Origin of the sequence: Moraxella sp. CTOTU47618, from assembly GCF_032017425.1 — a bacterium.
GTDB classification, from domain to species: Bacteria; Pseudomonadota; Gammaproteobacteria; order Pseudomonadales; family Moraxellaceae; genus Faucicola; species Faucicola tetraodonis.
The window spans coordinates 278,035-293,368 of record NZ_DALZPW010000001.1; the positions used below are offsets into that span (position 1 = coordinate 278,035).

The 15,334-nt window shown below is 44.1% G+C and carries 15 protein-coding genes; 6 read left to right on the forward strand and 9 right to left on the reverse strand.

The genetic code is table 11. The features are described 5' to 3' along the window. The first annotated feature begins 22 nt into the window (after positions 1-22). On the forward strand, positions 23-682 hold the full coding sequence (gene pdxH, locus RTS09_RS01245; protein WP_312533505.1) for a pyridoxamine 5'-phosphate oxidase: 660 nt from the start codon (positions 23-25) through the stop codon (positions 680-682). Positions 683-739: 57 nt separating this feature from the next. On the opposite strand, the gene RTS09_RS01250 is transcribed toward pdxH, so the two are convergent. Further along, positions 740-1,459 carry a Bax inhibitor-1/YccA family protein gene (locus RTS09_RS01250; protein ID WP_036597451.1) on the reverse strand — a complete coding sequence of 240 codons (720 nt, stop codon included), beginning with the start codon at positions 1,457-1,459 and terminating at the stop codon, positions 740-742. A gap of 201 nt (positions 1,460-1,660) precedes the next feature. On the opposite strand from RTS09_RS01250, the gene RTS09_RS01255 reads away from it, so the two are divergent. Next, a complete protein-coding gene (locus RTS09_RS01255) occupies positions 1,661-2,593 on the forward strand; it encodes an NAD(+) kinase (protein ID WP_050324375.1) in 933 nt (310 codons plus the stop codon). Positions 2,594-2,642: 49 nt separating this feature from the next. Here the strand turns inward: RTS09_RS01255 and RTS09_RS01260 are convergent, their stop codons facing one another. Beyond that, positions 2,643-3,986, reverse strand: a complete 1,344-nt coding sequence (locus RTS09_RS01260; RefSeq protein ID WP_312533509.1) for a lytic murein transglycosylase — start codon at positions 3,984-3,986, stop codon at positions 2,643-2,645. Between the two features lie 254 nt (positions 3,987-4,240). Between RTS09_RS01260 and ppnP the strand changes: the two genes are divergently transcribed. Further along, complete coding sequence (gene ppnP, locus RTS09_RS01265; protein ID WP_312533511.1) at positions 4,241-4,528, forward strand: pyrimidine/purine nucleoside phosphorylase; 288 nt, start codon at positions 4,241-4,243, stop codon at positions 4,526-4,528. Between the two features lie 66 nt (positions 4,529-4,594). On the opposite strand, the gene RTS09_RS01270 is transcribed toward ppnP, so the two are convergent. Together RTS09_RS01270 and RTS09_RS01275 are read right to left on the reverse strand one after the other, a co-directional pair. Next, on the reverse strand, positions 4,595-5,557 hold the full coding sequence (locus RTS09_RS01270; protein ID WP_312533919.1) for a pirin family protein: 963 nt from the start codon (positions 5,555-5,557) through the stop codon (positions 4,595-4,597). A gap of 163 nt (positions 5,558-5,720) precedes the next feature. Then, entirely contained in the window at positions 5,721-7,676 is a 1,956-nt protein-coding gene (locus tag RTS09_RS01275) for an ATP-binding cassette domain-containing protein (protein ID WP_312533513.1), read from the reverse strand. Between the two features lie 104 nt (positions 7,677-7,780). Between RTS09_RS01275 and RTS09_RS01280 the strand changes: the two genes are divergently transcribed. Further along, positions 7,781-8,056 (forward strand): SlyX family protein, encoded by a 276-nt coding sequence (locus RTS09_RS01280; RefSeq protein WP_312533516.1) that lies wholly within the window; start codon positions 7,781-7,783, stop codon positions 8,054-8,056. Here the strand turns inward: RTS09_RS01280 and RTS09_RS01285 are convergent. The 3 genes from RTS09_RS01285 to RTS09_RS01295 all read right to left on the reverse strand — a co-directional run bounded on the left by RTS09_RS01285 (position 8,053) and on the right by RTS09_RS01295 (position 9,801). Beyond that, on the reverse strand, positions 8,053-8,451 hold the full coding sequence (locus RTS09_RS01285; protein ID WP_282841007.1) for a type II toxin-antitoxin system death-on-curing family toxin: 399 nt from the start codon (positions 8,449-8,451) through the stop codon (positions 8,053-8,055). The two genes, RTS09_RS01280 and RTS09_RS01285, sit on opposite strands and share 4 nt — an antisense overlap. Continuing rightward, on the reverse strand, positions 8,451-8,621 hold the full coding sequence (locus RTS09_RS01290) for a hypothetical protein (RefSeq protein ID WP_007116753.1): 171 nt from the start codon (positions 8,619-8,621) through the stop codon (positions 8,451-8,453). Before RTS09_RS01290 ends, RTS09_RS01285 begins: the two co-directional genes overlap by 1 nt. A gap of 82 nt (positions 8,622-8,703) precedes the next feature. Further along, a complete protein-coding gene (locus RTS09_RS01295; RefSeq protein WP_081454564.1) occupies positions 8,704-9,801 on the reverse strand; it encodes a 3-deoxy-7-phosphoheptulonate synthase in 1,098 nt (365 codons plus the stop codon). 305 nt (positions 9,802-10,106) lie between these two features. Here RTS09_RS01295 and lpxB point away from each other — a divergent pair, with 305 nt between their 5' ends. Then, complete coding sequence (gene lpxB, locus RTS09_RS01300; RefSeq protein ID WP_312533523.1) at positions 10,107-11,495, forward strand: lipid-A-disaccharide synthase; 1,389 nt, start codon at positions 10,107-10,109, stop codon at positions 11,493-11,495. Positions 11,496-11,560: 65 nt separating this feature from the next. On the opposite strand, the gene RTS09_RS01305 is transcribed toward lpxB, so the two are convergent. Beyond that, complete coding sequence (locus RTS09_RS01305; protein ID WP_312533525.1) at positions 11,561-12,970, reverse strand: ABC1 kinase family protein; 1,410 nt, start codon at positions 12,968-12,970, stop codon at positions 11,561-11,563. Positions 12,971-13,143: 173 nt separating this feature from the next. Beyond that, entirely contained in the window at positions 13,144-14,448 is a 1,305-nt protein-coding gene (gene purD / locus RTS09_RS01310) for a phosphoribosylamine--glycine ligase (protein WP_312533527.1), read from the reverse strand. A 68-nt stretch (positions 14,449-14,516) separates the two neighbouring features. Here purD and RTS09_RS01315 point away from each other — a divergent pair, with 68 nt between their 5' ends. Next, complete coding sequence (locus tag RTS09_RS01315; protein WP_312533529.1) at positions 14,517-15,239, forward strand: ribonuclease HII; 723 nt, start codon at positions 14,517-14,519, stop codon at positions 15,237-15,239. The last annotated feature ends 95 nt before the right edge of the window (positions 15,240-15,334 follow it).

Below are 15,334 nucleotides of genomic sequence, written 5' to 3' on the forward strand. Positions count from 1 at the left end.
TGACGTTTCATAAGGATAAAACATGAGTATTGATTTTACCAGTCAACGATTATCGTATGAGCAAGGCGAGCTTATCGAATCACACTTGCCGGAGCAACCGTTTAGCTTGCTACAAACTTGGGTGCAGCAAGCGATTGATAGCAAGCAAGGAGAAGCGTATGCGTTTTCACTGGCGACTTGTGGACGTGATGGGCAGCCAAGTGTGCGCACCTTATTGATGCGTGAAATTATCCAATTGGATAACACGGGCATTGGCCTCGTGTTTTATACCAATTACGACAGCGCCAAAGGCTGTGATTTGGCGACCAACCCCAATGCTGAAGCATTATTTTTTTGGCCAAGCCTAGAAAGACAAATCCGTCTTACCGGCGCTGTGCAAAAGGTTAGTCGTGAACAATCTGCTCAGTATTTTCATAGCCGTCCGCGTGATAGCCAATTAGCCGCTTGGGTCAGCGAGCCACAAAGCAGCGTGGTTGCCAGCCGCGAGGTAATGGAAGACAAATTTGCCCAATTAACTGCGCAGTATGGGGACAATCCAATCCCTTTACCAGAATTTTGGGGAGGCTATCTGCTGACGGTAGAAAAAATCGAATTTTGGCAGGGTAGAGCCAATCGTATGCACGACCGCATCGTATATTCGCTAGATGGCGACCAATGGGTGATGGAACGCTTATTACCTTAAACTACAAGCCATAAAAAAACACGGTACTTTAAACCGTGTTTTTTTGTTTGATAAAAATTAGTTTTGCAGTGAACGCAGTAAACGCACAAATTCAATATACATCCACACCAGTGTTGATAAGATACCGACGCTTAGTACCCATTCATAGCTTTCATCCACCCCTGCGGCATAAGCTCGCTCAACACTATCAAAATCTAATAACAAGCTCAGTGATGCAATCACAATCACCAGCAAGCTAAAACCAATACCCACCACGCCACCGCTAAATAAATACGGCAGTGAGCTACCAAATAGGCTAAACCCGATTTGTACTAGATACACCAGCATGATAGCAATCACAGCCGACATCATCACAGAACGAAATTTTTGGGTGACTTTAATCACGCCACTGCGATAAAGCGCCAGCATCACTGCAGCGGTCACGAAAGTTGCGACCAACGCCGTCGGAGCCACTGTGGGAAACTTAATACTAGCAAATAGGGAAATCGCGCCAATCACGATGCCCTCTAAAATAGCATAGGGAATTGCCAGTGTTTTAGCTATGTGGGGTTTTGAGATAATTACCATACTCAATACAAACGCCACCAAGATACTGGCTAAAGCCGCTACACTCACAAAACCTGAAGTGACGCCAGTAGCTAAGCAATAGCCAAAAAATCCAACACCCGATAAGGTCGTCAAACCTAACAGAAAAGAGGTTTTTCGGATGACCCCTTTGACCGTCATCGGTGTCGTACTAACCGCAAGTTCAGCACGAGATATAATCGGATTTGCCATAAAAATTTGCTCCCAAGAGTTAAAAAAATTCAAAAGTTAGTTAAATATCAATTACCTTAAATTAGCAAATAGCAACGAGTTTGTATACATTAACTGCACAACGAAGGTTAGCAATTTTGTAATATAAAATATTGATTGGGCATAACGTGAGCCAGTAAGCTGTGATAAAATAGCTTAATCTTTATCAGTTAATTTTCTGCTATGACGTCCACACTTATTCCCAATCCTGCCTTTGGGCGTATCGGCATTATGGGTCGTGCCAACAAGCCAAGTGTCATTCAAAGTATCTACCAAATTTGTGACTTTTTCCATGAGCAAGGGTTGCCTTTATTAATTGACCATCAGACGGCACGGTTGCCGGCATTAGATTTTGCACGTCTAGGCGAGATTGCTACGATTGAGCGCAGTTTGCTAGGCGGTGCTTGTGATTTGGTCATTGTGGTCGGTGGTGATGGCTCGCTGCTACATGCGGCGCAAGTATTGGTCAAACACAAAGTGCCAGTGGTGGGGGTGAACCGCGGACGTTTAGGGTTTTTAACTGACATTTATCCTGATGATTTAAACGTAAAATTGACCAGTATTTTACAAGGTCATTATCAGCTTGAAGATCGATTCTTGTTAAAGATGGAAATCCGTCAAGGTGCGCATGTGATTTATGAAGATATGGCGCTAAATGACATTGTGCTGCATGCAGGCAAGTCAGTGCATATGCTAGATTTTCATTTAAAAATTGATGGGCTTAATGTCTATCGTCAGCATAGTGATGGTCTGATTGCCTCCACACCGACGGGTTCCACCGCTTATGCGCTATCAGGTGGCGGGCCGATTATTCATCCTAGTATGGATGCCATTTGTCTGGTGCCCATGCATCCACATACCTTATCAAGCCGCCCGATTGTGGTTAGCGGCAACAGCGAAATTAAAATCCGCATCCATAAAGATAATCGTACCCAGCCGATGGTGAGTGCAGATGGGAAACCGTCGGTGCCCCTTAACCAAAACCAGCGCTTAGTGATTCACAAGCATCCTAACAAACTCACGTTATTACACCCACCTGGGGTAGATTTTTTTGAAGCTTGCCGTACTAAGCTCGGTTGGAATAGCTACGCTGAAGAATTTAGTATGGATAATTAAATAAAAAAGCCACCTGAATCATTTAGGTGGCTTTTTATGAAGAAATACCTTAATTAATCAGCCCACTTGCCGAGCGTTTTGAGATAAATCCATCAGGAATTTGGTTGTGGTCGGCTTGCCAACGCTGAAATGCCAATTTGGTATTGGTGCCTACGACGCCATCTGACCCTTTGGTATCATAACCCATTGCCGTCAAACGCTGTTGAAGTTGGCGTACTTCATAAGTAGCAAGTGGCTGCTCATAGCGAGGCCAAGATTGCTGTAAGCCTGGCTGCCCGATAATGGCTTTGGCAAGTAAGCTCACCCCCATAGCATAATTGGAGGAGTTATTATAGACCTTAATCGCATCAAAATTTTTGGTTAATAAAATCGCAGGACCCTCTTTACCCGCAGGGAGCCACAATTCTGCCATCGCATCCATGGGCGCATTTGGGGTAATAAATTGAACACCTAAATTTTGCCAGTCCGCCATGGTTTTTTTGGTACTGACCTGGCGATAATCAAAACCACTCGGTAATCGTACTTCATAGTACGAGCCCATACCACGTTGCCAGCCTGCATTTTTGAGATAGCTTGCGGTAGAGGCTAACGCATCAGCGGTATGCCAAGGGTTACGATGACCATCACCATTGCCATCTACTGCTTCATCTAACCAAGTTTTGGGAATAAATTGGGTATGCCCCATGCCACCTGCCCAAGAGCCGCGCAATTGCGACCAATCAATATCACCACGCTCAAGCAGCGACAACAGCGCTAGTAGCTGATCCTCTGCAAAACTGCGGCGACGACCATCATATGCCAGGGTCGCCAAACTATTGACCAGTGATGAGTTGCCTGTGCCTTGACCATAAGAAGATTCCATGCCCCAAATGGCAGTCACAATAGAGGCTGGCACACCATACTGATTTTCAATGCGATCAAGTAGGGCGCTTTGGCTGGCAAAATTGCGCTGACCCCCACTGACACGACCACTCGACGCGGCACCATCGATATATTCCCAAGGCATTTTGGCAAATTCAGGCTGTCCTTTATCCAGTGATACCACTTGCTCGCTGTAGTTAGCGCTTGACAGTAAGCGTTCAACATCAGCACGGGGGTAACCTTTTTGCACGGCGCGTTCAATAAAATCCGATTTCCACTGATAAAAACTGCTGTATTGATTGGTTGGAATAGTCACAGGTGGCATGGGCGTGACTTTCGGGGGTGCCGTAATCACCACAGGGGAAGTCGGCAACGTACCTGGTAATTTTTGGGGTTGGGTCTGAATAGGTGCTGATGAACAGGCTGCCAACAATGCCGCTAAGCTGACAGGCAATGCCAGTTTTTGACCACCCAAACGATGCGACAAACAGAGCGATAAAGCGACGATAGACGACGGATATTTAACATACATAGAGCAATAACCTCAATTAATACAAGCCAAATGCGTACAAACATAACAACTGTGGTAAAAAAATTGAATATAGCACAAAAATAGGAAATTTTAGTTGTTAAGGAATAATTGATATAAAAATACTACAAAAATTGGGGTAAAAATATTGCCAGATTTTGGCAGTTTTGCCAGCGTTTTTTGAAAAATAGGATTTGATAATTGGTCAAAAAAGTTTATGATAATCGGTTTATACTAGCTAATTTTGAGGAATAACTATGCTAAAAGTCAATCAATATTTTGATGGGAATGTGGCATCAATCGGTTTTCAAACAGCCACCCTACCTGCGACCGTAGGCGTGATGAAAGTAGGGGAATACGAATTTGGCACGAGTCAATTTGAAACCATGACCGTCATTAGCGGGGCTATCTCAGCATTGTTGCCAGACCAAACTGATTGGCAAACTTTTAAAGCCAGTGAAACCTTTACCGTCGATGCCAACCAAAAATTCAAGGTAAAAATTGACGAAGAGACGGCTTATCTTTGTACTTACCAAGATAAATAAGCAAGATAAATAAGAAATAAAAAAGCGATATCAAATACATGAAATCGCTTTTTTTAGCCGAAAAATTTATTGAATATCGCCAAATTTCCCCGCATTAAAATCTAAGATAGCTTGACGGATTTCGGCTTGGCTATTCATCACAAAGGGTCCGTAACCCACCACAGGCTCATTAATCGGCTCACCACTCATCAGCAAGATTTTCGCTCCCGCTTTGCCTGCCGTTAAGCGTACAAAATCCTCGCCCGCCTCGTCACTTTCAATCTCAAAAGTGATTAATTGGTTGGCGTGTGCTTGCTGGTCGTGATCAGCGTTGATGATAACATCGCCTTGCATCGACAATAACAACAAATTGTGGGTGCGAGAGATTGCGACTTCTATCGAGCGGTTGGGTTCAATACTGATATCCCACAAATTAATGGGAGTAAAAGTCGTGCCAATGCCGCGTGCCTTATTGTCACCCTGCTGGGGGGCTTTGGCATTGATAGTAGGGGTAAACTCCCCAGCAATTACCTTAACTTGTCCTGCATGCAGTCCTTCATCATCATGCAGGCTGACCACAGGCATGTCATCATTGGCAAGATGTTGGTATTTGGCAGGCGTGGCTTTATCTTTGGCAGGTAGATTGACCCAAAGCTGTACCATACTAAAATCACCGCCTGCTTGGCTAAATTCAGGGGAGTGAAATTCCTCATGAATCACGCCATTGCCCGCCGTCATCCATTGCACATCACCTGTCTTAATCGTACCGCCACCGCCACTAGAGTCACGGTGAGAGACTTCACCTGCATAGGCGATAGTTACCGTTTCAAACCCTTTATGCGGATGTTGTCCGACACCGCGCGGGGCTTGAGCATTGGGTTCAAAATACTGTGTTGCTGCATAATCGAGCATTAAAAAAGGATCGGTGCGTTTATCACCCACCATGTGATTGAACATCGGGTTGACGTGAAAACCATCACCCACCCAATGGGGGCGTGGGGCAGCATGGATTTTGTCGACTTGTCGGTAAGTTTTATTGCTATTTTGCATGGCCATGATTTTTCTCCTTATTGATAGCTATAATATAGGAACAAAAAGGCTATTTTCAAGTATAAATTACATTATAATGGTTATTGTAAATATTAACTAATATAAAAGATAAAAAAGGCAAGGTTAATTGCTAACCTTGCCTTTATAAATTATTTACTTATTTTTAATCATCAAGTTCTGACCAACGCGCCATTTTTTCAAGTAGCAAATCATCAATCTCGTTGAGGCGTTCACTGGCTTGGGTAGCGGCTGCTATATCGCTTACAAACCAGCTGCCATCGGCTAATTTGTCTTGAAGTTCAGCTTGCTCTTGCTCGAGTAGCGCGATTTCATTGGGGAGACTATCCAATTCACGCTGTTCTTTATAGCTCAGTTTTCTCTTCACCGTATCAGTTTTTGGTGCATCAGTGTTAATCACTGCTTTGGGCTTTGCTGTTGTCTTTTCTGATTTGTCTGCTTTGGGTTTAATCGCTTGTTCACGGGATTTTTGCGTCAAATAGTCTTGATAACCGCCGACATATTCTTTGACAATGCCATTGCCATCGCTATCTTCATCAAAAACCCAAGTTGATGTCACGACATTGTCCATAAAGGTACGGTCATGGCTGATTAGTAAGATGGTGCCATTAAAGCTATCGACGGCTTCTTCTAATAGCTCTAGGGTTGCCATATCCAAGTCGTTGGTCGGCTCATCAAGTACCAAGATATTTGCAGGTTTTAGTAGCTGTTTGGCTAGCAAAACGCGGTTACGTTCACCGCCTGACAATGCTTTGACCGGTGTTCTGGCGCGTTCTGGGGCAAATAAGAAATCTTGCAAATAGCCGATGATATGTTTCTTTTTACCCGCTACTTCTACAAAATCAGAACCTTCTGCAACGTTTTGTACCACGGTTGCTTCCAGATCAAGTTGGTCACGCAATTGGTCAAGAAAGGCGATTTGTAAATTAGTGCCTAATTTGACTGAGCCAGATTTGGTGATATCAGGCTGTGGAATATCCAAAATCGCATGAATGAGCGTAGATTTACCGACACCGTTTTTACCGATAATGCCAATACGGTCACCACGCATGATGCTGGTGTTAAAATCTTTTACCAAGGTTTTATCGCCATAACCTAGATTTAGATGCTTGACATTGGCAACCAATTTGCCACTGTTGTCGCCATCGTTCATGCTAATGTTAACTTGCCCGACTTGCTCACGGCGGGATTTACGTTCTTCACGCAGCGCCTTTAACGCACGCACGCGACCTTCATTGCGGGTACGGCGCGCTTTGATGCCTTGACGAATCCACACTTCCTCTTCAGCCAGTTTTTTATCAAAATTGGCATTGGCTTTTTCTTCGGCACTCAGTTGTTGTTCTTTAAGCTCTTGGTAGCGGGCATAGCCTTTATTGACATTGCCTGCTTGCTTGGTGACGTCATAACTGCGTAGAATACCGCGGTCAAGCTCGACAATGCGGGTGGCGATTTTGTCAATAAACGAGCGGTCATGCGAGATAAACAGCAGGGTTAATCCTTGCGCGTTTTGCAAAAATTGCTCAAGCCATTCGATACTTTCGACATCCAAATGGTTGGTCGGCTCGTCAAGTAGTAGCACATCAGGTTTGGTAATCAGCGCACGCGCAAGTAGCACACGGCGTTTGCGCCCGCCCGATAATTCACTAATATCGGCATCGCCGTCCAAATTCATCATGGACAGCATGGTCTGTACTTCGCGGGTCAAGTCCCACCCATGGGCATCATCAATTTTATGCTGCAAATCTGACATTAATTCGCAGGCTTTCATGTCACCACTGGCGCATTTATCACTGGCTTGCTCGTAGGCTGTCAGCCAGGTTGCCACGTCACCGGCACCTGCCATAACAATGTCACTGACTTTGCCCGACGTTTCTGGAATGTCTTGCTCAAGCATGGCAATTTTCAAATCACCACTAATTTGGAATTCGCCACTGTCAGCCTTGACTTGACCGCTAATGACCTTAAACAAAGTTGATTTGCCTTCACCATTGCGCCCAATCAAACACACGCGTTCGCCTTGTTCGATATTAAAATCAATACCGTCCAAAATCGGTGCAATACCAAATGCCAAATGAATATCTCGTAAATGAATCAGTGCCATAACTTTCTCAAAGTTTAGTAAAAATGTTTGTATAATAGGAAAATGCGGCTATTGTAGCAGACTTTATGGCAAAAAATTGTGGGGAAACTTATGAGGCATTCTAAATGAGCGAAAAAGATAACCAAAAACAGGCAAGCGATGAAAATGGGTGGGTTAACATAGTGCAAAAATTAACCCAAGAATTGATTGATTTACAAACGCAAGTGTTGTTTATGGAAGATACAGTGGATAAACTTGATAATATCGTCACCGAGCAAAGCCAGTTGATTGCTAACCAACAACGGCAATTACAGCTACTTTATCAAAAATTGGAAACTCAAACGCAAGGCTCACAAATTCAGCCGTTTGATTTTTTGAGCGATAAACCGCCGCATTATTAACCTAGTCTAGTGGTCAATGCATATTGAGAATAAAGGATATCGGCGAACTCGGATTCAGTCACTTCCCCGATAACTAAATCTCGCATCGCATCGGCTAACAAAATGTGGTCAATCGTGATTTCAAAATCATTTAATGACAAATATTCTAAAGCAACCGCAAGACCTGTTCGTTTATTGGCGTCAGATAATGCATGAGCTACAGCGATACTTGTTGCATACTTCGCTGCAATCTCAAAAATATCATTAAGTTCACCATATACAATGGCATTATCAATTCTCGCTAAAGCACCTTGTAATTTGCCAATGTCTGCTTGCCCCTTCATACCTTTTTCTGTTGAAAGGATATAGACATTTATTTCAATAACCCGCTCAAATGGGAAAAATATTAACTCCATTACATATCTGCTAGGCGTTTAAAGGTTTTGTTATGAGTGCGTAGAACTAGTTTGGTTTCCGATTTGATAATTTGCATACCATAAATACCTGACAAATCAAGTTTTTTAGTGGGCTTAATGGCAGGACGTTCTACGATTTTGACGCCATATTTTTCCAATTTTTCGCTCATGTTTAGACCCTAATTTCATCAACAAAAAAACCGCTACAAATTCATTATAGCGGTTAATTAAATTTATTCAAATGCTAAAGACTTAATCATTCAACTCGCGAGTGGGTAATACATCTTTAATGGCGTCACGTAAATCATGCATCGCTTTGACCGTGGTATCCCAATCGATACAGCCATCGGTAATAGACTTGCCATATTCTAGTTGGCTCAAATCCGCGGTCAAATCTTGACGACCGCCTTTTAAGTGGCTCTCAACCATCATCCCAATAATCGAGCGATTACCGTGTTTGATTTGCTCAGCGATATTTTGAATGACCATCGGTTGCAGGTAAGGGTCTTTATTTGAATTGGCATGGCTTGAGTCAATCATGATTTTGCCTGACACTTTACCTTTAGCAAGTTCATTTTCTGCTTGGGCAACGGCAGTGGCATCATAGTTGGGTTTGCCATTACCGCCACGAAGCACCACATGACCGTATGGATTACCTTTTGATTGAATGATAGACACCAAACCATCGGCAGATAGACCTAAAAAGCTATGACCAGATTTGACCGCTTGCATGGCATTGACCGCCACTGTCATACCGCCGTCTGTACCGTTCTTAAAGCCGACTGGGCAAGACAGACCTGAAGACATCTCGCGGTGAGTTTGACTCTCAGTGGTACGTGCCCCAATCGCTGACCAGCTGATTAAATCTTGGATATACTGCGGTGTATTGGGATCAAGCGCTTCGGTTGCACAAGGTAAGCCTTTTTCATTCAAATCAAGCAGCAGTTTGCGCGCAACACGCAAGCCCTTATTAATATCAAAGCTATCATTCATGTCTGGGTCATTGATTAAGCCTTTCCAGCCCACCGTGGTACGGGGTTTTTCAAAGTACACACGCATCACCACATAAATACTGTCTTCAATTTCTTTGGATAAAGCCAACAGTTTATCGGCGTATTCATGCGCAGCGTTGACGTCATGAATCGAGCAGGGACCAATCACCATCAATAAGCGTTTGTCTTTACCGTCTAAAATATTACGCACGGTTTCGCGACCTTTGGTCACAGTCTCGATAGCTTTGGGGCTCAATGGTAGTGCGTTTTTTAATTCCGCAGGCGTCACTAGCGGTAAAATTGCTTCAATATTCACATTATCTACATCAGCGATATCAGTTTTGGCAAAAGTTGTCATAATTCTCACAGGCTGTTGGCAAAAATTTAAAAAATCACTATAAACCAAAAAAATTATAATGTCATTACTTGAGTCAGTAGGAAAGCCTACTTTTAGTTTGGCAGTTGATAAAATTTTTTGTCAATGTTTAAACTTTGTTTGGATATCTGCATATCCTACAACAACAGTATAACAACTATTGTATCATCATACTAGTACAAAATAACAAATAACTGTCATTTAAATTTTTTGATGGTTTTACTTTTCATCTGTTTACCCCTAAAATATTTTTTTAAAATGATAACCAAACAAGGCTGTTTAATCTCATGTACGCTAACGCCCCTGCACAAACCATTTCAGACCTTGCTGCAAACGCCACACTCGCAACCGATATTGCTAACCCAAGCGAAGCGAGCTTTTCTAACGTCAGCGAAGCGAGCTTTTCTAACCTAAGTGAAGAGAATTTGCTGCAAAATGTTGCTAAAACCAAGTTTCAGCCGATTGTCATTGGTATCGTAGCAGGCGAAGTCTCAGGCGATGCGCTGGGTGCAGACTTTATGCGCCAGATGAATAATTTGCGTGATGACATTGTGTGGGTGGGGGTGGGTGGCGCACAGATGCAAGCGCAGGGGCTTAACTCAGTCATTGAGATGTCTCGTTTGTCGGTGATGGGCTTGGTGGAAGTGGTCAAGCATTTGCCAGATTTATTTAAAGCACGCGATGAGATTTTGGCAGCGTTTAAACAAAACGCAATCGATATCTTTGTCGGCATTGATGCGCCGGATTTTAATTTACGATTGGGCGAACGGTTAAAATCAGCGGGTATTTATTGTGTGCAATATGTCAGCCCATCGATATGGGCATGGCGGGAAGGGCGAATTGAGAAAATCAAACGCGCCACCAATTTGGTGCTGTGTTTGTTTCCGTTTGAGTTGTCTGTCTATCAAAAACATAATCATCCCGCCGTGTGTGTCGGGCATTCACTCCTCAAAACCATGGATGACAATTTGCTTACAACGCCTATGGATGAGCTGCGCCGTGAGTTGATTTGGGATAATCCAACCTACCATCAGTTTTTTGTCAAAATGGGCAAGCTTGAGATGAGTCATCTCATTGCAGTGATGCCAGGCTCAAGACGCAGTGAAATCGCTGCGATTTTTCCAAAAATGCTCAAAGCCATTCATCAACTGTTGATTATGGATGATAAGCTATGCTTTATCGTACCAACGGTCAACGAGCATCTACTGACTATCGTAGAGCAATATCTAGAAGCCCAATCAGCGCAGGTACGCCATCATGTGACAGTGAGCTGTGATGAAACACAAGCGGATTTTAGCCAACGGGTGATGGCGGCATCAGACTTGGTGCTGCTCGCATCGGGTACCGCCACGCTTGAAGCCATGCTACTGGGTAAACCGATGGTGGTGGTATATTCACTCAATAAAATGACCTTTTGGCTGGCAAAACGCCTGGTCAAAGTGCCGTATGTGGCATTGCCTAATATTTTGGCAGGTCGAGAAATCGTACCAGAATTGCTACAAGAAGACGCCAACCCAGACAATATTTGCCGTGTGGTACAGCAATCATTAAAAGTTAAAAATTATAACGAGCAGCTGCGAGATTTGCGGCAAACATCAGAATGGCTGCGTGAGCAAAGCAACATCAATCCCGCCAATGCGGTGATTGATAATTGGCTGATGTGGAAAAAGCAGTAAAAATCCCATACAAAATTTGACGCTTTATCAAGTTGGGCGCGGTGATATTGATGGCAAACTTACGCCTAATCTTCTGAGGTGAATGTTGCCATCAAGTCATGGGCTTTGGTTCTTGCATCAAGCACAGTCATAAAGGTATAAGCGCCGATGAATTTACGGCTAATAAACATCAGCTCTTTAGGCGGCACACTAAAGGATTTTGAGGTCGCTGATTTGCTGGCAAGCTTAATGACACGGTTATGTAAATCACTTTCCGCCCAAATGTAATTGCCATGTACATCCAGTACATTCGGTGGAATTGTCGGATTACGACTTGGCAAACTAAAAGGTTCACTGGCAAGCAAACATAGCTCTACCATATCATTTTTCACCGAATCACTAAGATTAGCAAAGAATTCAAAATGCTTGCCTGCTTGTTCAATCGCTTGGCGCATTTTGCTACGGTCGTGAAAAAAGCCTGCCAACAGCAAATTACGGGCGATGAGTAGCAGATTGTCATCAAACTGACGAATGGCGCCAAAGTCCAATAACACCAATTGGTCAAGCTGTGTATCAGGCTTTTGTGCAAGGCGAATCAGATAGTTGCCAAAATTGGGGTCGGTCTGCATATCGCCCCATTCAAAAATCTCACGCAGCATAATTTCAATCGAAGCCTGCCCAATCGCATTCCGTCTTTCTTGTGGCAGCGCAAATACTTGCTCATCCAAAATCGACACGCCATCTTCATAGGTCATACATAGCAGCCGATCGGTGCTATAAGCTTTGAAGATGCGCGGCACCACATAGCGACTATCCCCAACAAAACGTTGAAAAAATAGCTCAGTGGTATCTGCTTCTAAGAGGTAGTTGACTTCATGATGCAGCAGGTCACGAATTTCTTCAAACCAATCATCGAGTTGGCGGGTTTGCGGCACAACATTGGTGACTCTAAGCAGTTGGCGGAACAAATCCAAATCACTGTCCACGGCATCAGCGATATTGGGATATTGCACCTTAAATACCACTTGCTCGCCCGTGGCTTTATGAACCGCTCTATGTACTTGCGAAAGTGAGGCGGTGCCAATTGGGGTATGGTCGATATCAAACTCATGGATGGTATCGCCCAATTCGGTTCGTAGCGCGGATTCGATAATTGACCATGAAAAAGCAGTCGTCTGACTGTTCAATGTTTGTAAAGCTTCTGTGATTTCGGGGGGCAAAAAATGCTCGCCATACAGGGCTAACATTTGACCGATTTTGACCACCGAACCTTTGAGTTTACCCAGCTCATCCACCAAATATTGGGCTTGCTCACGCATAAACGCTTGTTTTTGTACCGCTTTTTCTTCTTTTGACTTAAATAAGCCAAAGGCGCTATTGGTCGCCCATCGTCTGCCGATATTGAGCGATGCTTTGGCAATCGATAACCGACGGTCAAGCGCCGAGGTTTTGAGCTGTTCAAGCGGTTGATTATCGTGATTTTGCGGATTTGCCATACAGGGTGCCTAATGTTTTTGAAAGAAAAAGCCAAATAAAAAGCAAATCATTTTAACACATGATTTGCTTTGATTGTTGTTACCGATTTTTAATAAAGTGGATTAGCACTTAGCGTAACCACTTGGCGTAACATAGTGACTAAATGTCTAAATGTCATCTTATTGGTTACTGGTTATTCGGCGCTAGATTGAATAGCGCGCCAACCGATATCACGGCGATATTGCATACCATCGAAGCTAATAGCGCCACAAACTGCTAAGGCTTTGGTTTGGGCATCCAAAATATCGTCACCGAGCGCCGTCACGCAAACCACACGGCCGCCATTGGTGATAATTTCACCATTGTCAAAGGCTTTGGTACCTGCGTGGAAAACTTTGACATCCATATCCGTTTGCCCATACTGTGACTCAAGCGTTGGTAACCCATGGATGACATCGCCGCTACTTGCACTTTCTGGATAGCCTTTGCTAGCCAGTACCACACCCAAGGCAGGACGCTCATCCCACTCAGTTTGTTTGGGAAGGTTGCCATCCAACCCTAATGCTATCAAATCGACCATTGAGCCTTTTAGGCGCATCATAATGGGCTGTGTTTCTGGGTCACCAAAACGGCAGTTAAATTCAATCACATAGGGGTCATTGTGGTCATCAATCATCAAGCCTGCGTACAAAAATCCCGTATAAGGCGTGCCATTGGCATTCATGGCGTCGACCACTGGCTGAATCACACGGGCAATCACCTTGTCATGTACTTGCTGCGTCACCACGGGCGCAGGTGAGTAAGCACCCATACCGCCTGTATTAAGACCGGTATCACCTTCGCCAATACGCTTGTGATCTTGGCTGGTTGCCATCGGTAAGATATGGTTGCCATCTATCATACAAATGAAGCTGGCTTCTTCGCCTTGCAAGAACTGCTCAATCACCACACGGCTGCCCGCATCACCAAATTTGTTGCCCGATAACATATCATTGATGGCGTCAATGGCTTCTTGTTCGCTCATCGCCACAATCACGCCTTTACCTGCGGCTAAACCATCGGCTTTGATGACAATCGGCGCGCCTTCAGATTTCACATAAGCAATCGCTTGCTCAGCATCGCTAAAAGTTTGGTATTTGGCGGTAGGAATATGGTGTTTTATCATAAAATCTTTGGCAAAGGCTTTTGACCCTTCAAGCTGCGCGCAATACGCTGTGGGTCCCCAAGCTTTGATACCTGCTTTTGTTAAGTCATCGACCATACCTGCCACAAGTGGCGCTTCAGGACCAACCAGCACAAAGGCAATGTCATTGTCTTGGCAAAATTGAATCACCGCCGCATGGTCTTTGACGTTTAAATCGACATTTTGTAATTTGTGTTCAAGCGCTGTGCCCGCATTGCCGTTGGCAACAAAAACTGTGCTAACTTTGCTATCTTTGGCGCATTGCCATGCCAATGCGTGCTCACGTCCACCTGTGCCAATCACTAAAATATTCATATTGTTTCCTTAAAAATGTAAAATAGCCGTATGGTAGGCATTGTAACAAATTTTGGGATCTAAATTAAATGACAAAGCATTTTATTATTGGTGTGGATGAGGTCGGGCGAGGGCCGTTATTGGGGGATGTGGTGGTTTGTGCGCTCATCTTCGATAAGGCGATTTTATCTATCAAAGAAGATAGCCTAAGCACTGATTTACCCACCGCTGATAATGTGAGTATTAGCCACAATCATCCGCTAAGCGCGCTAACTGACTCCAAAAAACTGTCAGAGAAAAAACGAGAAGCATTATTTTCCTTGATTGAACAAACGGCGAGTGCGCATCAGGTTGTCAAAATTTCTGCCAGCTTAATAGACCAGCTCAACATCTTACAAGCGACATTACTAGGCATGAAACAAGCGGTGGCAGGCGTGATGGCGCAAATGTTAGCGCAATACCCAACGGCGACCTTTAGCGTCATGGTGGATGGCAATAAACTGCCCGTGTTGTTTGACTTGCCCAATTATCAGCAAATTACGCATGAGCAAGCGATTGTGAAAGGGGACGGCAAACATGCGTGTATCAGTGGCGCCAGTGTGATTGCCAAAGTGACGCGTGACCGAGACATGGTGGCGTTGTCAGAGTTATATCCTGATTATGGCATTGAGCAGCATAAAGGCTATCCCACTGCCGCCCATATTCAAGCGATACAACATTACGGTATTTTGCCCATGCACCGCAAAAGTTTTGCCCCCATCAAACAGAGGATTTTAGACAAAAAAGGTGAACATACAGTCAATATCCGGTAGTAATGAGTGCAGGTCTAAAGTCGCCTTGTGAGCGGGTTTAACTAGTAAGGTGTGCTGAGCATGACAAGTAAAAAGATGGTCTTGCTCGCAGACCT